This is a genomic window from Micromonospora sp. DT229, from assembly GCF_049844505.1.
In the GTDB taxonomy this organism is placed as follows: domain Bacteria; phylum Actinomycetota; class Actinomycetes; order Mycobacteriales; family Micromonosporaceae; genus Micromonospora.
The window spans coordinates 23,915-43,102 of the sequence record NZ_JBNCLD010000016.1 but is presented as its reverse complement, the minus strand read 5'-3'; the positions used below and the strand labels follow the sequence as shown (position 1 = coordinate 43,102).

The 19,188-nt window shown below is 70.9% G+C and carries 16 protein-coding genes; 13 read left to right on the top strand and 3 right to left on the bottom strand.

What is annotated here, in order from left to right:
* Positions 1 to 205: 205 nt before the first annotated feature.
* On the bottom strand, positions 206 to 1,924 hold the full coding sequence (locus tag ACLQ2T_RS22185) for a beta-N-acetylhexosaminidase (protein ID WP_425768274.1): 1,719 nt from the start codon (positions 1,922 to 1,924) through the stop codon (positions 206 to 208).
* 273 nt (positions 1,925 to 2,197) lie between these two features.
* Between ACLQ2T_RS22185 and ppdK the strand changes: the two genes are divergently transcribed.
* A complete protein-coding gene (ppdK, locus tag ACLQ2T_RS22180) occupies positions 2,198 to 4,906 on the top strand; it encodes a pyruvate, phosphate dikinase (protein WP_425768273.1) in 2,709 nt (902 codons plus the stop codon).
* Positions 4,907 to 5,003: 97 nt separating this feature from the next.
* Here the strand turns inward: ppdK and ACLQ2T_RS22175 are convergent, their stop codons facing one another.
* Positions 5,004 to 5,507 (bottom strand): roadblock/LC7 domain-containing protein, encoded by a 504-nt coding sequence (locus tag ACLQ2T_RS22175; RefSeq protein WP_425768272.1) that lies wholly within the window; start codon positions 5,505 to 5,507, stop codon positions 5,004 to 5,006.
* 288 nt (positions 5,508 to 5,795) lie between these two features.
* On the opposite strand from ACLQ2T_RS22175, the gene ACLQ2T_RS22170 reads away from it, so the two are divergent.
* The 5 genes from ACLQ2T_RS22170 to ACLQ2T_RS22150 all read left to right on the top strand — a co-directional run bounded on the left by ACLQ2T_RS22170 (position 5,796) and on the right by ACLQ2T_RS22150 (position 10,834).
* Positions 5,796 to 6,149, top strand: a complete 354-nt coding sequence (locus ACLQ2T_RS22170; RefSeq protein WP_425768271.1) for a VOC family protein — start codon at positions 5,796 to 5,798, stop codon at positions 6,147 to 6,149.
* On the top strand, positions 6,139 to 7,362 hold the full coding sequence (locus ACLQ2T_RS22165) for a deoxyguanosinetriphosphate triphosphohydrolase (RefSeq protein WP_425768270.1): 1,224 nt from the start codon (positions 6,139 to 6,141) through the stop codon (positions 7,360 to 7,362). The genes ACLQ2T_RS22170 and ACLQ2T_RS22165 overlap by 11 nt, the downstream gene beginning before the upstream one ends.
* A 63-nt stretch (positions 7,363 to 7,425) precedes the next feature.
* Positions 7,426 to 8,277, top strand: a complete 852-nt coding sequence (locus tag ACLQ2T_RS22160; protein ID WP_425768269.1) for a siderophore-interacting protein — start codon at positions 7,426 to 7,428, stop codon at positions 8,275 to 8,277.
* Positions 8,278 to 8,432: 155 nt separating this feature from the next.
* Positions 8,433 to 10,295 (top strand): DNA primase, encoded by a 1,863-nt coding sequence (gene dnaG, locus ACLQ2T_RS22155; protein ID WP_425768268.1) that lies wholly within the window; start codon positions 8,433 to 8,435, stop codon positions 10,293 to 10,295.
* A gap of 2 nt (positions 10,296 to 10,297) precedes the next feature.
* Positions 10,298 to 10,834: a hypothetical protein gene (locus ACLQ2T_RS22150; RefSeq protein WP_425768338.1), complete on the top strand. Its 537-nt coding sequence runs from the start codon at positions 10,298 to 10,300 to the stop codon at positions 10,832 to 10,834.
* A 25-nt stretch (positions 10,835 to 10,859) separates the two neighbouring features.
* Here the strand turns inward: ACLQ2T_RS22150 and ACLQ2T_RS22145 are convergent, their stop codons facing one another.
* The gene (locus tag ACLQ2T_RS22145) at positions 10,860 to 11,096 is read right to left on the bottom strand and encodes a flavin reductase (RefSeq protein ID WP_425768267.1); all 237 of its coding nucleotides are present in this window, start codon (positions 11,094 to 11,096) and stop codon (positions 10,860 to 10,862) included.
* Positions 11,097 to 11,681: 585 nt separating this feature from the next.
* Between ACLQ2T_RS22145 and ACLQ2T_RS22140 the strand changes: the two genes are divergently transcribed.
* The 7 genes from ACLQ2T_RS22140 to ACLQ2T_RS22110 all read left to right on the top strand — a co-directional run bounded on the left by ACLQ2T_RS22140 (position 11,682) and on the right by ACLQ2T_RS22110 (position 19,168).
* The gene (locus ACLQ2T_RS22140; RefSeq protein ID WP_425768266.1) at positions 11,682 to 12,485 is read left to right on the top strand and encodes a helix-turn-helix domain-containing protein; all 804 of its coding nucleotides are present in this window, start codon (positions 11,682 to 11,684) and stop codon (positions 12,483 to 12,485) included.
* Positions 12,476 to 12,667, top strand: a complete 192-nt coding sequence (locus ACLQ2T_RS22135) for a DUF397 domain-containing protein (protein ID WP_425768265.1) — start codon at positions 12,476 to 12,478, stop codon at positions 12,665 to 12,667. Before ACLQ2T_RS22140 ends, ACLQ2T_RS22135 begins: the two co-directional genes overlap by 10 nt.
* A gap of 129 nt (positions 12,668 to 12,796) precedes the next feature.
* On the top strand, positions 12,797 to 13,750 hold the full coding sequence (locus ACLQ2T_RS22130; RefSeq protein WP_425768264.1) for an endonuclease domain-containing protein: 954 nt from the start codon (positions 12,797 to 12,799) through the stop codon (positions 13,748 to 13,750).
* A 178-nt stretch (positions 13,751 to 13,928) separates the two neighbouring features.
* Positions 13,929 to 15,119, top strand: coding sequence for a YihY/virulence factor BrkB family protein (locus ACLQ2T_RS22125; RefSeq protein WP_425768263.1), 1,191 nt, complete (start codon positions 13,929 to 13,931; stop codon positions 15,117 to 15,119).
* A 170-nt stretch (positions 15,120 to 15,289) separates the two neighbouring features.
* Positions 15,290 to 16,468 (top strand): ROK family transcriptional regulator, encoded by a 1,179-nt coding sequence (locus ACLQ2T_RS22120; RefSeq protein ID WP_425768262.1) that lies wholly within the window; start codon positions 15,290 to 15,292, stop codon positions 16,466 to 16,468.
* Positions 16,469 to 16,502: 34 nt separating this feature from the next.
* Positions 16,503 to 18,071 carry a sugar ABC transporter ATP-binding protein gene (locus ACLQ2T_RS22115; protein ID WP_425768261.1) on the top strand — a complete coding sequence of 523 codons (1,569 nt, stop codon included), beginning with the start codon at positions 16,503 to 16,505 and terminating at the stop codon, positions 18,069 to 18,071.
* Complete coding sequence (locus tag ACLQ2T_RS22110) at positions 18,068 to 19,168, top strand: ABC transporter permease (RefSeq protein WP_425768260.1); 1,101 nt, start codon at positions 18,068 to 18,070, stop codon at positions 19,166 to 19,168. Before ACLQ2T_RS22115 ends, ACLQ2T_RS22110 begins: the two co-directional genes overlap by 4 nt.
* Positions 19,169 to 19,188: the final 20 nt, after the last annotated feature.

The following is a 19,188-nucleotide window of genomic DNA, read 5'->3' as shown; positions in this document are numbered from 1 at the left end:
GTTACCCCCTGTACAACGACGGGGCTGGGGGCATCATTCCGCCGCTGCGGTGACCCAGGTCACCCCTTAGTGGGACAAACCACTCAAAACTCCGCTCGACTGATCGACTCCGTTACGCCGGAATGGCGGTCTCTGGCCGGTCTGGACCCCGCCGTTTCGGCGTAACGGTGGGGGGCGCCGCAGGACTCCGCTGACCGATGACCGATCAGCCCTGAGCGGAGCGGATCGCGCCTTGTGCCGACGGTGCGGACCGGGGCGCGGGGACGGGTGGCTGGGTCGGCCAGGGCAGCTCGGGCGAGGGGTGGTACGCGATCCCGGCCGCCGTCCAGCGCGGGCCGTGCCCGGCCAGGCGCTGGCGGAAGCCCTCCCAGTCGTGCGCGGACCGGGGGGACCAGGCCAGCTCGGCGATCGCGGGTAGCCGGGGGAAGAGCATGAACTCGACCTCGGTACGGGTGGTCACCGACTCGGTCCACAGGGGTGCTTCCACACCCAGCACCGCCTCGGGCGGTACCCCGGTCAGGTGGGTGGCCGGGTCCCAGTCGTACGCCCGGTGGACCTCGATCAGGGCGGCCCAGTCGTGTCCGATCGGGGTGTCCGGGGCGTACTTCATGTCCAGGTAGGCGTGATCGGCGGGGGAGAGGATCACCCGGGCGCCACGGCGTACCGCCTCGGCGGTGACCGGGTCGTCGGGGCGGGTGCCCCACCATTGCAGGATCCGGCCGTCCAGGTGGGCGGCGGGGGCGATCTGATGCCAGCCGATCACCTTCTTGCCCAGCCCGGCCACGGTCCGCTGCACCCGTTCGACGAAGCGGGCGTACACCTCGGCGGGCACCTTGAAGGCCTCGTCGCCGCCGATGTGCAGCCACCGGCCGGGGGTCAGGGCGGCGAGTTCGCCGAGGACCTCGGCGACGAAGGCGTACGTCCGCTCGCTGGTCGGGTCGACGTAGCTGAACCCGACCTCGGTGCCGGTGTACGGCGGCGGTGCGATCCGATCCGGGGCCAGTTCCGGGTAGGCGACCAGGGCGGCGTTGGTGTGGCCGGGCAGGTCGATCTCGGGGATGACGGTGATGTGCCGGGCGGCGGCGTACGCCACGATCCGCCGGTAATCGGCCTGGGTGTAGTACCCGCCGGGGCCGCCGCCGACCTGGGTGGCCCCGCCGAGGTCGGCCAGCCGGGGCCAGGAGTCGATCGCGATTCGCCACCCCTGGTCGTCGGTGAGGTGCAGGTGCAACCGGTTGAGCTTGTACCGGGCCAGGTGGTCGATGACCCGCAGCACGTCGGCGACCCCGAAGAAGTGCCGGGCCACGTCGAGCATGGCGCCCCGGTGGGGATACCGGGGTCGGTCGAGGATCGACCCGCCGGGCAGCACCCACCGGTCGGTGACCGGGGTGGCGCTCTCCACGGCGGCGGGCAGCAGTTGCCGCAGGGTCTGCACCCCGTGATGCAGACCGGCGGGGGTGCCCGCGCGTAGGCGTACCCCCTCGGGGGTGACGTCCAGCCGGTAGCCCTCGGCGCCCAGGTCGGCCTCGTCGGTGAGGTGCAGGACGATGCCGCCGGCCGGGGGTTGCCCGGCGATCTCGGTCACCGGCAGGGGGTAGCCGGTGGCCGGGCGGAGCAGGGCGGCCAGTTGCTCACCGACGGCCAGGGCGGCCGGGTCGGCGCTGACCCGGATCACCGCCTCGGCGGGCAGCAGGTAGTCGGCGCCGGGGTCGGGCTCGACCCGCTCGGGGGCGGGCACCACCTGGCCCAGCCGGATCGGCGCCGCGGGGGCGAGTAGCGCCGCCGCCGCCCGTTCCGCCGCGCCCGCCAACTCCCCGGCGGTACGCGGGCCGGCGAGATCGGTCGGGTCCAGGGGCTTCGGCGTGGTGCCGGGCAGGGGGAACACGAAGGGCTCCGAGGGGTGTATTCGCGGCGGTTGTGGCAATGGTGCGAGGTGTGGCGACGGTACGTGTTCTCAAGAGTACGGCGCGGCAAGCAATTGCTTGTTCGTGTTTATGGAAGCGTTCCCAGAAACCCGGACGAACGCGGAAAGTCATGATTGCTGTGCCCATTGTCACCGAATGGCCCCAGGCTGGGCCTCGTTCGCTTAGCCTTCGCCCACCGATCGGCACAGCAACCCGGATTGCCCATGAGGGCTTTCGGGGTACAAAAAACTGAACCTTCGTTAAGTGTCAGTCCGGGCGCGTGGGAGGCTTTGGTGACAGCGCAGGAAACGGTCGAGCACAAGTACGTCTACGACTTCGCCGAGGGCAACCGGGATCTCAAGGACCTGCTCGGCGGCAAGGGTGCCAACCTGGCCGAGATGACCCACCTCGGCCTGCCGGTTCCGCCCGGCTTCACGATCACCACCGAGGCGTGCAAGGCGTACCTGGCCAGCGGGGAGCAGCCCGCCGGGCTGGCCGACCAGATCGCCGCCCACCTGGCCGCCCTGGAGCAGGGCATGGGCCGCCGCCTCGGTGACCCGGACGACCCGCTGCTGGTCTCGGTGCGGTCCGGGGCGAAGTTCTCCATGCCGGGGATGATGGAGACCGTCCTCAACGTGGGACTCAACGACCGGAGTGTGGTCGGGTTGGCCGCCCAGGCCAACGGCAACCACAGATTCGCCTGGGACTCCTACCGGCGACTGATCCAGATGTTCGGCAAAACCGTCTGCGAGGTGCCGGGCGAGGAGTTCGAGCACGCCATCGACGAGGCCAAGCGGGCCAAGGGCAGCACGGACGACCTGGACCTGGACGCCGACGACCTGCGGGCACTTGTCGACACGTACAAGAAGATCTTCAGTAAGCACACCGGGCGGGAGTTCCCGCAGGACCCCCGCGAGCAGCTCGACCTGGCCATCCGGGCGGTCTTCGACTCGTGGAACGCCGAGCGGGCGGTGATCTACCGCCGACAGGAACGCATCCCGGCCGACCTGGGCACTGCGGTCAACGTGGTGGCCATGGTCTTCGGCAACCTGGGCCCGGACTCCGGCACCGGGGTGGCCTTCACCCGTGACCCGGCCAGCGGGGCCCAGGGCATCTACGGCGACTACCTGGCCAACGCCCAGGGGGAGGACGTGGTCGCCGGCATCCGCAACACCGTGCCGTTGCAGGAGTTGGAGCGGATCAACAAACCCGCCTACGACGAACTGCTGGACTACATGGCCCGGCTGGAGCGGCACTACAAGGACCTCTGCGACATCGAGTTCACCATCGAACGCGGCAAGCTGTGGATGCTGCAGACCCGGGTCGGCAAGCGTACGGCCGCCGCCGCCTTCGTCATCGCCGGTCAACTGGTCGACGAGGGCCTGATCGACCTGGACGAGGCGCTGCACCGGGTCAACGGGGCCCAACTGGCCCAGCTGATGTTCCCGCGTTTCCAGCTCGACCACGGCTTCGAGCCGGTCGCCACCGGCATCGGCGCCTCGCCGGGGGCGGCGGTCGGCAAGGTGGTCTTCACCTCGGCCCGCGCGGTCGAGTTGGCCGGTCAGGGTGAGGACGTCATCCTGGTCCGCCGGGAGACCAACCCGGACGACCTGAACGGCATGATCGCGTCCAAGGGCATCCTCACCTCCCGGGGCGGCAAGACCAGCCACGCCGCCGTGGTGGCCCGAGGGATGGGCAAGACCTGCGTCTCCGGCGCCGACGCACTCGACATCGACGTGCCGAAGCGGCGGATCACGGTGGCCGGTCGGACGGTCACCGAGGGGGAGGTGGTCTCCATCGACGGCACCACCGGCAAGGTCTACCTGGGTCAGGTGCCGGTCACCCCCTCCGAGGTGGTGCAGTACTTCGAGGGTGAACTCGACCCGGAGGCCACCGACGGCGCGCTGGTCCAGGCCGTACACCGGATCATGTCGTACGCGGACGCCCGGCGGCGGCTGGCGGTACGCACCAACGCCGACACCGGTGCCGACGCGGCGCGGGCGCGGCGTTTCGGCGCCGAGGGCATCGGGCTGTGCCGCACCGAGCACATGTTCCTCGGTGACCGGCGGGAACTGGTCGAGCGGTTGATCCTGGCCCGGGAGGCCCCGGAGCGGGAAGCCGCCCTCGCCGCGCTGCTGCCCCTGCAGCGGGCCGACTTCGTGGAGATCTTCCGGGCGATGGACGGGCAGCCGGTCACCGTTCGGCTGATCGACCCGCCGCTGCACGAGTTCCTGCCTCCCCTGGAGCAGCTCGCGGTCGACGTGGCGGTGGCCCAGGAACGCGGCGAGGATGTGGCCAAGGAGGAGGCGCTGCTGGCCGCGGTACGCCGGATGCACGAGGAGAACCCGATGCTGGGGCTGCGCGGGGTACGCCTGGGCCTGGTCATCCCCGGCCTGTTCGCGATGCAGGTCCGGGCGATCACCGAGGCCGCCGTGGAGTGCACCCGCCAGGGGATAAACGCCTGCCCGGAGATCATGGTCCCGCTGGTCGGCGCGGTGCAGGAACTGGAGACCGTACGCGCCGAGGCCGAGAAGATCATCGCTGAGGTGGCCGGTGGCAGCGATGTCGAGGTGCTGATCGGCACGATGATCGAGGTGCCCCGGGCGGCCCTGACCGCCGGGCAGATCGCCGAGGCGGCCGAGTTCTTCTCCTTCGGCACCAACGACCTGACCCAGATGGGCTGGGGATTCTCCCGCGACGACGTGGAGGGTGCCTTCTTCTGGCGCTACCTGGAACTGGGCATCTTCGGCATCTCGCCGTTCGAGTCGATCGACGCCGACGGCATCGGTCGACTGGTGCGGATCGCGGCCGAGGAAGGCCGGGCGGCTCGTCCCGGACTCAAGCTGGGGGTGTGCGGCGAGCACGGGGGCGACCCGGACTCGGTGCACTTCTTCCACGCCGTCGGACTGGACTATGTCTCCTGCTCGCCGTTCCGGGTGCCGGTGGCCCGGCTGGAGGCGGGCCGGGCGGCCGTGGTCACGGCGGGCTCGGACAGCCGCTGAACGACCCGGGGTCGGCGGGCGCTGTCCGCCTACCCCGGTCTCGGGCGCTCCGATCCGCGGCCGACCCTCAGACCGGCGGCCGGTGCGCCGTTCGGGCTCAGATCGGTGGGCGGCGCCAGGTGATGTGCGGGTCCCGGCGGGTGCGCTGCCCCGGCAGGGTGGACATCGGGGTACGCACGGCCAACGGGGTGTGGGGATCGGTCTGAAGCGGCGTCAGCGGGGTCGATCGGCGACAGGCGGCCAGGGCCGGCCCGGCCCGATGCACCATCGCCAACGCCTCCTCGCGCAGCGCCACCAGGTCGGCGCCGGGGGCGGCCACCAGGGTCAACAGGGCATCCCCACCGGCCGGATAGGTGATCACGCAACCGGCCCCGGTATGCACCACGGATTCGTGGAAGGGACCCTGCCGGACGGTCGCCGCCATCCGGTTGCCGACGCCGTAACTCGCCGCCGCCAGGGCGGCCAGGTAGGTGGCGTCGGTCAGGGGCAGGTCACTGGAGATCAACAGGCCGTCCGTGCCGGCGAGCACCGTGCCGGTCACTTCGGGCCGGCGTCGGCGCAGCCCCTGCAACTCGGTGCCCATCATCGTTTCCGCGTTCACGAGCGTCTCTCTCCCACCGGTTGTGTCGCCGCTCAACAGGTGACGTTCCGCGATGGCGACGCTACCCGTGGATGTCGAATAACGCGATCCCGTGACCGTCGGCAATCGGACGACAACTCCAGTCTGATCGGAGGATGTGAACCTTTCGGCCACAGTTCGTCGTCGCGCCCTGCGGCGCGGCCGGGCGTAACCTGAGGCTCGCCGGAGGACCATCGTCGCAAAGGGGTGCCGGATGAGTGTGCGTACCGCGCTGTCGGGGCTTGCCGGTGACCGGTCGGAGGTGTCGGCATGACCAGTGTCTGGACGAGCCTGACCATCGATGCCCGTGATCCGGCCCGGTTGGCCCGCTGGTGGGCCGAGGTGCTCGGCTACCAGGTGGTCGCCGAGCAGCCCGACGAGGTGGAGATCCGGCAGTCCGTCGACCGGTTGCCCGGCATCGTCTTCGTGCCGGTGACCGCTGCCAAGGAGAACAAGAACCGGCTGCACCTCGACCTGCGACCGGCCGACCGGGAGGCCGAGGTGGAACGACTCGTCGACATGGGTGCGCGGCATGTCGACGTGGGCCAGGACGGCAGCGACTGGACGGTGCTCGCCGACCCGGAGGGCAACGAGTTCTGCGTACTCGCCCCACGTGGGGACTGACGCGCAGCGGCGGGTGACCGAGCCGGTCAAGGACGCCGGGGGAGACCGTTCACCGTACGAGCGGGACCGGGCCCGGGTGCTGCACTCGGCGGCGTTCCGTCGGCTCGCCGCGAAGACCCAGGTGCACACGGCCGGCACGGACGACTTCCTGCGTACCCGACTGACCCATTCGCTGGAGGTGGCCCAGATCGCCCGGGAGATGGGGGCGCGACTGGGCTGCGATCCGGACGTCGTCGACACCGCCGGGTTGGCGCACGACCTGGGGCACCCGCCGTTCGGGCACAACGGCGAGGCGGCCCTGGACGCGGTCGCCGCCGCCTGCGGCGGCTTCGAGGGCAACGCGCAGACCCTGCGGGTGCTGACCCGCCTGGAGGCCAAGGTGTACGCCGCCGACGGCACCTCCGTCGGGCTCAACCTCACCCGCGCCTGCCTGGACGCGGTCAGCAAGTACCCCTGGCCGCGTCGGCCGGGCCGGCGCAAATTCGGGGTGTACGCCGACGACCGGCCGGTCTTCGACTGGCTGCGGCAGGGGGCGCCGACCGGGGAACGGCGTTGCCTGGAGGCGCAGGTGATGGACTGGGCCGACGATGTCGCGTACTCGGTGCACGACGTGGAGGACGGCATCCACGGTGGATACCTGACCCTGGACCTGCTGCTGGCCGACCCCGACGAGCAGGCCGCCCTCTGCGCCGACGTGGCCGCCACCTACTCCGCCGAGCCGGCGGACTACCTCGGCCAGGTGCTGACGGAACTGCTCGCCGATCCGCTGCTGGCCCCGCTGGCCGGATACGACGGCAGCCACCGCGCCCAGGCCGCCCTCAAGGCCACGACAAGCGTGCTGACCGGCCGGTTCGTGGCCACCGCCGTCGCGGCCACCACGGCCCGGTTCGGCCCCGGGCCACACCGTCGCTACGCGGCCGATCTCGTGGTGCCCCGGTCGCTGCGGGCCCAGTGCGCCCTGCTCAAGGGCATAGCCCTGCGCTACGTGCTGCGTCGCCCCGGGGCGCAGGGGCGCTACCAGCGACAATGGGAGATCCTCACCGACCTGGTGCGGGTGCTGGCCGACCGGGCACCCGAGGCCCTGGACCCGGTCTTCGCCCCGCTGTGGCGCGCCGCCCCGGACGACACCGCCCGACTGCGGGTGGTGGTCGACCAGGTGGCCTCCCTCACCGACCCCGCCGCCCTGGCCTGGCACACCCGCCTGCTCGCCTGACGCCGTGGTTGGGCGGCTGACGCCGGCCGGTCGGGCGCCGGCGGGTGAGGCTAGCCTAACCAGATGACCGAGCGCCCGAAGACAGTCACCGCCACCCGCGTGGTACGCACCGAACGACTTACCCCGCATGTGGTCCGAGTGGTGTTCGGCGGCTCCGAGTTGATCGGCCTGCCGGTGGGCGAGTTCACCGACCACTACATCAAGATCGTCTTCCCGGTGCCGGGGGTCGAGTACCCGCGCCCGATGGAGCTTGCCGCGATCAAGCGTGAACTGCCGCGTGAGCACTGGCCCCGGCTGCGGGCGTACACCGTGCGGGCCTGGGATGCCGAAACCGGGCAGATGACCGTCGACGTGGTGCACCACGGCGAGACGGGCCTGGCCGGGCCCTGGGCCGCCGCCCTGCGCCCCGGCGACGAGGTGCTGTTCACCGGCCCCGGTGGGGCGTACGCCCCCAACCCGGAGGCCGACTGGCACCTGATGGTCGGCGACGAGAGCGCCCTGCCGGCGATCGCCGCCTCCCTGGCCCGGCTGCCGGTGGGCGCCCCCGCGCACGTCTTCGTCGAGGTCGACGGCCCGGCCGACGAGCAGCCCCTGCCCAGCCCCGGCAACGTCCACCTGACCTGGCTGCACCGCGATGGAGGGCCGGTCGGCGCCGCCCTGGTCCCCGCCGTCCGGGAGTTGGAGTTCCCGCCCGGCACGGTGCACGCCTTCGTCCACGGCGAGGCAGGCTTCGTCCGCGACCTCCGCCGCTTCCTGCGGGTCGACCGGGCCATCCCCCGCGAGTCCCTCTCCATCTCCGGCTACTGGCGCCGAGGCTTCGACGACGAAGGCTGGCGCGCCACCAAACCCGACTGGAACCGCCAAGTAGAAGCCGACGAACACCCCACCCCCACCCACCCCCTCCCAACCCGTTGACCATGAGGTTGGCGGCACTTCTGTAGATCAAGTCCGCCGTCAACCTCATGATCAACAGAGGTGGAGGTGGAGGTGGAGGTGGGGTGGGTGGGGGTGGTCGGTGGGGTTGGGGTGGGCAGGGGAGGATGGGGAGATAGCGAGAAGGGGGTGGGGGTGTGGCGGGGCGGATTCGGGATGAGGACATCGCGCTGGTTCGGGAGCGGGCCTCCATCGCTGAGGTGATCTCCGACACGGTGACCCTGAAGTCGGCAGGTGCGGGCAACCTGAAGGGGCTGTGCCCGTTCCACGACGAGAAGAGCCCGTCGTTCAACGTCTCGCCCGCACGTAACGTCTGGTACTGCTTCGGCTGCGGTGCCGGTGGCGACGCCATCAAGTTCCTGATGGACGCTGAGCATCTCAGCTTCGTCGAGGCGGTGGAGCGGCTCGCCGCCCGGGTCGGACTGCAACTGCGGTACGTGGAGGACGACCGGTCCGCCCCGCGCCGGGAGCGACCCCAGCAGGGGCAGCGGCAGCGGCTGGTCGCCGCGCACGCCGCCGCGGTGGAGTTCTACACCGCCCAACTGACCACGGCCGGTGCGCGTACCGCCCGGGAGTTCCTCGCCCAGCGGGGCTTCGACCGGGCCGCCGCCGAACGCTACGGCTGCGGATTCGCCCCCGAGGGCTGGGACCCCCTCACCCGGCACCTGCGCCAGCAGGGGTTCAGCCACGACGAACTGGTAACCGCCGGGCTGTCCCGGCCAGCCCGCTCGGGCAGCCTGATCGACCGGTTCCGGCGTCGGCTGCTCTGGCCGATCCGTGACCTGACCGGTGATGTGATCGGCTTCGGGGCCCGCAAGCTGTTCGACGATGACGACGGCCCGAAGTACCTCAACACCCCCGAGACCCCGATCTACAAGAAGTCCCAGGTGCTCTACGGCATCGACCAGGCCAAACGCGAGATCGCCAAGCAGGGCCGGGTGGTGGTGGTCGAGGGGTACACCGACGTGATGGCCTGCCACCTGGCCGGGGTGCCGACCGCGGTGGCGACCTGCGGCACTGCCTTCGGCGGCGACCACATCGGCGTACTGCGTCGGCTGCTGCTGGACACCGACGCCGTGGCCGGGGAGATCATCTTCACCTTCGACGGGGACGCCGCCGGGCAGAAGGCCGCCCTGCGCGCCTTCGAGGACGACCAGCGTTTCGTCGGGCGTACCTTCATCGCGGTCAGCCCCGACAACATGGACCCGTGTGACCTGCGCCTGGCAAAGGGCGACCTGGCCGTACGCGACCTGGTCGCGCGCCGCGAGCCGCTCGTCGACTTCGCCCTGCGCCACGTGATCAGCCGGTACGACCTGGACACCGTCGACGGTCGGGTCGAGGCCATGCGCCGGGCCGCGCCGTTGGTGGCCAAGCTCAAGGACCAGGAGAAACGCCCGGAGTACGTCCGCAAGCTCGCCGGTGACCTCGGCATGGAGATCGAGCCGGTGCAGCGGGCCGTGCTGGCCGCGGCTGCCGGCCGGCCGGTGGACGGCCCGACGCGTTCGGCGCGCAGCGAGCCGAGCGGGGACAGTCCGCAGTCGATGGTGGAGCGGGAGGCGCTCAAACTGGCCCTCCAGGAGCCGGTGCTGGCCGGGCCGATGTTCGACGCGATCGAGGCGACCGACTACCGGCACCCGGTGCACGAGGCGGTGCGTACGGCCATCGCGCAGGCCGGTGGTGCCGCCTCGGCGACCGCGGGCGCGGTGTGGGTGGAGGCGGTACGCGACGCCTGCGAGGACCTCGCGGCCCAGGCCCTGGTCGGTGAGCTGGCGGTGGAGCCGCTGCGGATCGACGGCGAGCCCGACCCGAGGTACGTTTCGATCACCATGGCCCGCCTGCAATGGGGGTCGGTCACCGCCCGGATCCGGGAGTTGAAGTCCCGGATCCAGCGGATCAACCCGGTCAGCAACAAGGACGAGTACTTCGCCACCTTCGGTGAGCTGCTCTCACTGGAGCAGCATGCCCGGGCCCTGCGCGAGCAGGCGGCGGGAGGATTGTGATGATCAGACTGTTCCGGCGTCGGCCCAAGTTGCCGCCCGCCGCCCGGCCACCCCTGGAGCGTGACGAGCGGGTGCTGGCCTGGGCCTCCGTCGGCAACGGCGAAGGCGACGGGGTGGTCGTGGCCAGCAACCTCGGGTTGTGGCTGCCCGGACGCGCCCACCGGATCGGCTGGCACGACATCGTCAAGGCGGTCTGGTCGGGTCGGGAACTCACCGTCACTCCCGGTGAGCAGGTCGCCGAACGCGAGGGCTACCTGGTGGTCGCCGACCGCCCGGCGGAACGCTACCTGCTGCTCGACCCGGGCGAGCTGCCGCACCAGGTACGCACCCGGATCACCAAGTCGGTGGCGTACACCCAGCATCACGCCCTGCCCGGCGGTGCCGGCCGGATCGTCGGTCGGCGGGTGCCCGGGGTGGATGGTCTGACCTGGATGGTCCACTACGACCCCGGCACCCCCCGCGACGACGAGGCGGTGATCGCGGAGACCGACAAGCTGGTCGCCGCGGCCCGCGCCGCCACCACCCCCCAGGACCTCTGAGCAGGCTGCTTGTCGGGCGGCGGTGTCAGCGGGGGCGGGCCCAGGTGAGGAAGCGGTCGGCCAGGGCCTGCGGCGGAAGTTGGCCGTGGAGGTCGTCCGTCGCGTCGTACATCATCGTACCGAGGTAGATCAGCAGTCCGGTGCGGTTCTCCCGGTACTCGCCGAGCAGGGCCAACCGAGCGGGAGAACACGGCCAGGTCGCACCACACACCCGACATCGCCAGGACGGCCGCGCCGCGACATGCGGCCGGTAGCGGGGCATCAGCCCTTACCCTCCGTGGTCCTTCGCGGTGACGGCAGGCAGCGCCCTTCGCGGTCGAGGCGGCGGCCAGCTGGGTGATGATCGGTGCGGCCTCCGTTGGCCCGCCACTCCTGGGCCCGGGTGAGCCACCCCGGCCGTCCCGGTCCGTTGAGGGGGAATACCTCCGTCGGCGCGGTCGCCCACGCCGGTCGCTCGACGGTTTCGGACGGCGCGCCCGGTGACGGTGGCTGGCCGGCGGGGGTGTCCGGCGTGGCCAGCGGAGGCCGGTGGGGCGGTGTGGGCCATGGCGCGGGCGGTAGGGGGCGGCTGTTGCGGATGCGTCGGGGCAGCCGCGCGGACGCCGTCGAGGGTCGGCATTGCCAGAACTTGAGTCGCATGGAGCCTCCGTCGAGGTGGGAGAGGGGCGCCGGGCCGATGGTCGGTGCCGGCGCCCCGGCCTGGTTCCGCCCGCCGTCCGATCCCGTGAGCGGTCCCGCTGCGTGACAGTCTGGTGAGAATGCGATTACGGTGGGAGGTCCGGCACGGTGACGACCAGGGCGTCCGAAGCCGGTTTCCAGGCGGTACGAAGATGTACGGAGGCTGTCCGTGGAACGCTCGTCCATGTTGGAACACTTCGCGGAGGAGCTTCGGCTGGCTCGTACGGTCACCGGGATGTCGCAGAGCGCCCTTGCCGAGGCGTTGAGCTACTCACCCGCCTTGGTCGCCAAGGTGGAGACGGGTGAGCGGCGACCCAGCCTCGACTTCGCCCGCCGCTGCGACACGGTGTTCGGCGCAGACGGCCGGTACGAGCGCATCCAGCGCCGCATCAGCCGCGAAACCGTGGTCCCCTGGTTCCGCGACTGGCCCGGCATCGAAGCCGAAGCCACCGCCCTACGCTGGTTCGAGCCGTTGTACGTGCCGGGCCTGTTGCAGACCGAGGGCTACGCCCGTGCCATCTTGGACGGCGCCGGGCTGTTCGCGTCAGACGAGATCGAGCAGCAGTTGACGACCCGGCTGGACCGTCAGACGGTGCTGACCCGAGAGCGTCCGCCCCTGCTCACGGCGGTCATCGACGAGTATGTGCTGCGGCGCCGCATCGGCGGGCCGGAGGTGATGTGCGAGCAGTTGCGGCACCTGGTGAAGCTCGGATCGACGATGCCTCGGCTCCGAATCCAGGTGGTGCCGCTGGCGGCCGGAGCCTACCCGGGGCTCGACGGACCCTTCGTGATCGCTACCTACCCACAAGGCGATGACGTGGTCTACCTGGAGGGGCAGCGTCATGCGCAAGTCCTCGACCGCTCCGAGTTCGTGCGGCAGATGGTCGAGATTTGGGAGGCGATCCGGGGTGAGGCACTATCGCAGCAGCAGTCCCTCGACCTGATAGCGGAAGTGGCGGAGACATGGATCTGACCGGCGCCCGGTGGCGCAAGAGCACCCGCAGCAACGGCGGCGGCGGCGCCTGCGTGGAGGTGGCTGACAACCTGCCCGGCGTGGTGGCCGTACGCGATTCCAAGGACCCGACCGGGCCGGTGCTGGCGTTCACGCCGAAGTCCTGGCAGGCGTTCGTCACGCAAATCTCCGAGCCCTCGTAGCCCGACTCGCCTCGCTGCGCTGCCGGGTTGGCCTGAAGCTGGTCAATCTTGGACAGTTGTCGTTACGGAATAACGGTAAGTGTCCAAGATCTGGTGGTTAGGTGAGATGCCGGGGGCCACTGTGGGCGGATGATTGTTCCCGATGAGCGCGCCGGGGCGCTGGAGTGGCTGGCTTTCGAGCAGGCCGGGGTGCTCACCCTCGCGCAGGCCCGCACGGTGCTCTCCGAGGGCACCGTACGCGGGCTGGTGCGCTCCGGGCGGTGGCGTTCGATCAGCCGAGGGCTGCTGTTGGCCGGTAACGGGCGGTTGACCCGGGACCAGCAACTGTGGGTGGCCGTCCTGGCCGCCGGGCGGGGTGCGGTCCTCGCGGGAGCCACGGCGGCCATCGAAGCCGGGGTACGTGGCCTGCGGCTGGAACCCGTGCATGTGCTGGTGCCGGCGGCCCGTCGGGCGGCGCGTACGACCCTGCGCCGGATGCCGATCGACATGGCCGCCGTGGTGGTGCATCGGACGGCGGTGCTGCCCGCCGAGCACCTTCAGGTCGGTCGTCCGCCCCGGACCACCACCGCGCGGGCGTTGGTCGATGCGGCCGGATGGGCGTCGTCCACCCGGCAGGCGCAGGAGATCGTGGCGGCCGGCTGCCAGCAGCGGCGGGTACTGCCCGAGGAGTTGGCGACCGTACTCGATGTGCTGCCCCGGGCGCCCCGACGGCTGTTGATCCGGCAGACCATCGACGATGTCGCCGGTGGCGCCCAGGCTCTCAGTGAGATCGATTTCATTCGGCTCTGCCGCCGGGCCGGCTTGCCCGCGCCCGAACTGCAGCAGCGGCGTACCGACACGGCCGGGCGGATCCGCTGGTTGGATGCGTACTGGCGGCAGTGGCGGGTGCATGTGGAAATCGACGGTGCGCATCATCTGGATGTCCGCCATTGGGCTGCGGACATGCAGCGCCAGAACGATATCTGGACCACCGGGGACCGCATCCTCCGCTTCCCCGCCTGGCAGGTCCGGGCCCACCCGGACCAGGTAGCCGACACCGTACGCCGTGCCCTCCTCGCGGCCGGATGGCGACCCGAAAACTGAATCTTGGACAGTTTCCGCTAGCGCCGAACGCCAACTGTCCAAGATTCACGGTGGGAACACTGGAGATTGGCGTCAGTAGATGCAGATTGGGGGTGGGGGGTTGGGGGATTCGGTGGGAGGTTAGGTGGGGGCGGTGGCCGGGCATGTCGTGGTCGGCGACCGAGTCGAGGGAGGGGCGATGGCCTCCGAGAATGCATCCAGCCGGGACGGGCGCGGTCCCGCGCGGCCGACCCAGCCCGAGCCAGCCCGGCCCGACAAGGCCGCCCAGCGGTACGACAAGGACGAGACCCAGCCGCGCGGCGAGGCCGCTCGGTCCGACGACAAGGTCGAGACCGGGCCCGATGGCGAGGCTGCCCGGTCCGACGGCGACACCGGGAGTCGGGCGTACGGCGGGGATGCTGGGGTGGGGCGGGATGAGCCGAGCAAGCCGACGCACCTGTCGTGGCGGGAGTGGGTGGCGGCGCTGCGGCGGACGGTGCGGGAGTTCAGCGACGACCGGCTGGGCGACTGGGCGGCGGCCCTCACCTACTACGGGGTGTTGTCGATCTTCCCCGGCCTGTTGGTGCTGGTCTCGTTGCTCGGTCTGCTCGGCCCCTCGGCCACCGAGGGGGTGCGGGACACCGTGGACGAGGCGGTGCCGGAGGAGAACATCCGCCAGATCATCGACGCGGCCCTCGACCAGGCGCAGAGCAGCGGGGGGTTGGCCGGGCTGGCGGCGATCGTCGGTCTGCTGGCGGCCTTCTGGTCGGCCTCCGGTTACGTCGCCGCCTTCATGCGTGCCGCCAACGCGATCTACGACGTGCCGGAGGGGCGGCCGATCTGGAAGACGCTGCCGATCCGGGTGGCGGTGACCGCGGTGATCGGTGCGCTGCTGCTGACCAGCGCGGTGATCGTGGTCTTCACCGGCCGGTTCGCCGAGCATGTCGGGTCGGCGCTGGGGCTGGGGCGTACCGCGGTGACGGTCTGGGATCTGGTCAAGTGGCCGGTGCTGTTGGTGCTGGTCAGCCTGATGTTCGCCATCCTGTACTGGGCGTCGCCGAACGCGCGGCAGGGCGGCTTCCGGTGGGTCAGCCCGGGTGGGGTGCTGGCGGTGCTGCTCTGGCTGCTGGTCTCCGGGGCCTTTGCGGCCTATGTGGCGAACTTCGGCTCCTACAACAAGACCTACGGCGCCCTGGCCGGAGTGATCATCTTCCTGGTCTGGTTGTGGCTGAGCAACGTGGCGATTCTGTTCGGCGCGGAGTTCGACGCCGAGTTGGCCCGGGGTCGGGCGATCGCCGGGGGTCTGCGGCCGGTCGACCGGGAGCCGTACGTCGAGCTGCGTGATGATCGCAAACTGCGCTCGAAGGATGACGCTCCGAAGTCGTTCTGACCTGCGGAAAGGGGATAGGCGGGGGGTGGCGCCAGCTTTTGCTAGATCCAACAAAAGTTGGTCCAGATTCGCTCTAAGGTCTGGACACCACGCATCGACGGCTCCTACTGTGTCGGGCACCACGCATCGATATTTCATCGACGTGAACGAGCCCGGTGGAGAGGTGAGCCGTGCACACCGCCGACCCCCTGCACGTACGGCTGCTGCGGCTGCTCCGTAACGAGGGAGCGCTGTCGCGCGCCGAGCTCGCCGACCGGCTCCAGATGCCCCGCCCCCGGCTGCTAGCCGAGTTGGAACGACTGGTCGCCCTCGGGTTCGTCGCCGAGGCCGGCAAGGCCGCCTCCCGGGGCGGACGCCGCTCCACCCTGGTCGAACTCAGTCCGCACCTGCGCTTCGCCGCGGTGGACCTGGGGGCCAGCTCCATCGACGTCGAGGTCGTCAACGGCCGCCTCGAGCCGGTGGCCGCGTACGCGGAGTCGGCCGACATCCGGACCGGGCCCAAGGTCACCCTCCAGCGGGTCAACGAACTGCTGCACAAGGCCCGGGTGGACGGCGCCTACGACCGGCTCGACGCGGTCGGCATCGGGGTACCCGGCCCGGTCAGCTTCCGCGACGGGGTGCCGGTGTCCCCGCCGATCATGCCCGGCTGGGACCGCTTCCCGGTCCGTGAGCTGCTCACCCGCGAGCACGGCTGCCCGGCAGTGGTCGACAACGACGTCAACATCATGGCGATCGGGGAGCGGCACGGCGGCGTCGCTCACTCCGTCGACGACTTCCTGTTCGTCAAGATCGGCACCGGCATCGGCTGCGGGATCTACCTCAGCGGTGAGGTCTACCGGGGCACGGACGGTTGCGCCGGGGACATCGGCCACATCCAGGTGGACCCGCACGGGCCGATCTGCTCGTGCGGCAACGCCGGCTGCCTGGAGGCCCTGTTCAGCGGGGCGGCCCTGGCCAAGGACGCCACCGCCGCGGCGCGTACCGGTGCCTCACCCGCCCTGGCCGAACGGCTCAGCGCCAACGGCACGGTCACCGCCCTGGACGTCGCCGCCGGTGCGGTGGAGGGGGACATCACCTGCATCCAGCTCATCCGCGAGGGTGGTCGACGGGTGGGTGGGGTCCTGGCCGGGCTGGTCAGCTTCACCAACCCCTCGATGATCGTGATCGGTGGCGGTCTGGCCCACCTCGGGCACGTGCTGCTCGCCGAGATCCGCAGTGTGGTCTACCGCCGCTCGCTGCCGCTGGCCACCGGCAACCTCCCGGTGGTGCTCTCCGAACTGGGTCCGCGGGCCGGGGTCGCCGGTGCCGCCGTACTCGCCAGCGACCTGGCCTTCGGGGAGGCGACGTGAACCGCCGACAGTCAACGTGGAGTGGAGCACCGGCATGAGTGAAACCGGACATCCCCTGGTCGAGGCGCCCGCCGACACCGTCGCCGGTGAGGTGGTGCTGCGGCTGTCCGACGTGGTGAAGACCTTCCCCGGGGTACGCGCCCTGGACGGGGTGCAGTTGGAGGTCCGCGCGGGCGAGGTGCACTGCCTGCTGGGGCAGAACGGCGCCGGCAAGTCCACCCTGATCAAGGTGCTGGCCGGGGTGCACCGGCCCGACTCGGGGCTGGTCGAGTGGCGGGGCCAGCCGGTCAGCTTCGCGAACCCGCAGGCCGCCATGCGCGCCGGTATCGCCACCATCTACCAGGAACTCGACCTGGTCAACGACCTGTCGGTGGCGGAGAACGCCTTCCTCGGCCACGAGCCGCGCAGCTTCGGCTTCATCCGCCGGGGCCACATGGCCCGCCGTACCCGGCAGATCCTCGGTCGGCTCGGCCACGCCGAGATCCCACCCGGGCGGATGGTCCGGGCGCTGCCGGCGGCCGGCAAGCAGGTGGTCAGCATGGCCCGCGCCCTCTCCCACGAGGCCCGACTGATCATCATGGACGAGCCGAGCGCGGTGCTCGCCCACGACGAGGTCGACAACCTGTTCCGGATCATCCGCGAGCTGACCGCCCAGGGCATCGCGGTCATCTACATCTCCCACCGGCTGGAGGAGATCCGCGAGATCGGGGACCGGGTCACCGTCCTCAAGGACGGCCGGACCACTGCGGCGAACCTGCCCGCCCGTGACACCCCCACCCGTGACCTGGTCTCCCGGATGACCGGCCGCACCATCGAGTACGTCTTCCCGGAGCGCCCCGCCACCACCACGGTCGGCCAGACCCTGCTGGAGGTGCAGGGGCTGACCCGCTCCGGCGAGTTCGCCGACGTCTCCCTGACGGTCGCGGCCGGTGAGATCGTCGGCATCGCCGGGCTGGTCGGTTCCGGTCGCTCCGAGGTGCTGGAGACCATCTACGGGGCCCGCCGGGCCGAGTCGGGCACCGTCCGGATGGCCGGCAAGGCCCTGCGGCCCGGCAGTGTCGGCGCGGCCGTACGGGCCGGCCTGGGCATGGCCCCGGAGGAGCGCAAGAGCCAGGCCCTGCTACTCGGGGAACCGATCTACCGCAACGTCACCCTGGCCACCTTCGCCCGCTACGCCCGGCTCGGCTTCACCGACGTCGGCAAGGAGCGGGCCGAGGCGGACCGGATCGCCGAGAGCCTGGAGATGCGACCCCGCGACGTGGGTCGGCCGGTACGGACCCTGTCCGGCGGCAACCAGCAGAAGGTGGTGGTCGGGCGCTGGCTGCTCGGCGGCACCCGACTGCTGCTGCTGGACGAACCCACCCGGGGCGTGGACGTGGGCGCCCGAGCCGAGCTGTACCAGGTGATCCGGGAACTCGCCGCGCAGGGCGTCGGGGTGCTGCTGGTCTCCAGCGAGGTACCCGAGGTGCTCGGCCTGGCCGACCGGGTCCTGGTGATGCGGGAGGGGCGGGTCGTACGTACCGCTCCCGCCGGCGAACTCGACGAATCCACCGTCCTCGACCTCGTGATGTCGGGGTCCCTGATGGAAGGCGCAGCGGCATGACCGATACGCCCACGACCAAGTTGCCGGCGCAGTCGCCGCCGGTGGACCGGGCCGAGACGGAGGCGGCCGGCCATCGGGCACCGACCGGCCGGATCTCCTGGTGGCGCGGCGACGGCGGTGACGGGGCACGGCGCAACCTGGCCCTGATCGGGGTGCTGCTGATCCTGTTCGTGATCGGTGCGGCCACTCGTTCCGATCTCTACTCCAACCCGGACTGGGTCTGGGCGAACATGCTCAGCATCCTCAAGCTGGCCTCGGTGGTCGGGGTGGTCACCGTCGGGATGACCTTCGTCATCATCGGCGGCGGCATCGACCTCTCCGTCGGCGCGATCGTCGCGCTGGCCGGGGTCTGGTGCACCACGGTCGCCACCCAGAGCTTCGGCGCCGGCGGCATGGTCTTCACCGCGGTCGTCGTGGGAATGGGGGTCGGCCTGGTCAACGGGGTCCTCATCGCGTACGGGCGACTGGTGCCCTTCATCGCCACCCTGGCCATGCTGGTGGCGGCCCGGGGACTGGCCGCCGAGATCTCCGACAAGCAGACCCAGATCTCGCAGAACAGCACCATCAACGGCATCGCCAGCAACAGCCTGCTCGGCATTCCGCTGCTGGTCTACATCCTGGCCGCAGTCGTCATCGCGGGTTGGGTGCTGCTTAACCGCACCACCTTCGGTCGGCGTACGGTCGCCGTGGGTGGCAACCCGGAGGCCGCCCGACTGGCCGGCATCGACGTCAAGCGGCACACCGTGCTGCTGTACGTGCTGTCCGGACTGTGCTGCGGTATCGCCGCCATCATGCTCACCGCCCAGGCCACCTCGGCCCAGGCGGCGATGGCCAACCTCTACGAGCTGGATGCGATCGCCGCCGTGATCATCGGCGGCACGCTGCTCAGCGGCGGGCGGGGCACCATCGTCGGTTCCCTGCTCGGTGTGATCATCTTCGCCACCATCACCAACCTGTTCGCCATCAACGGCCTCTCCACGGAGGCCCAGAACATGGTCAAGGGCGGCATCATCGTCGCCGCCGTCCTGATTCAGCAGGTCCAGTTCGGCAGCCTGTCCCAGTTCTTCCGTCGCAACAACCGGCTGACCACCGGCTGATCACCACATACCCCCCAGGC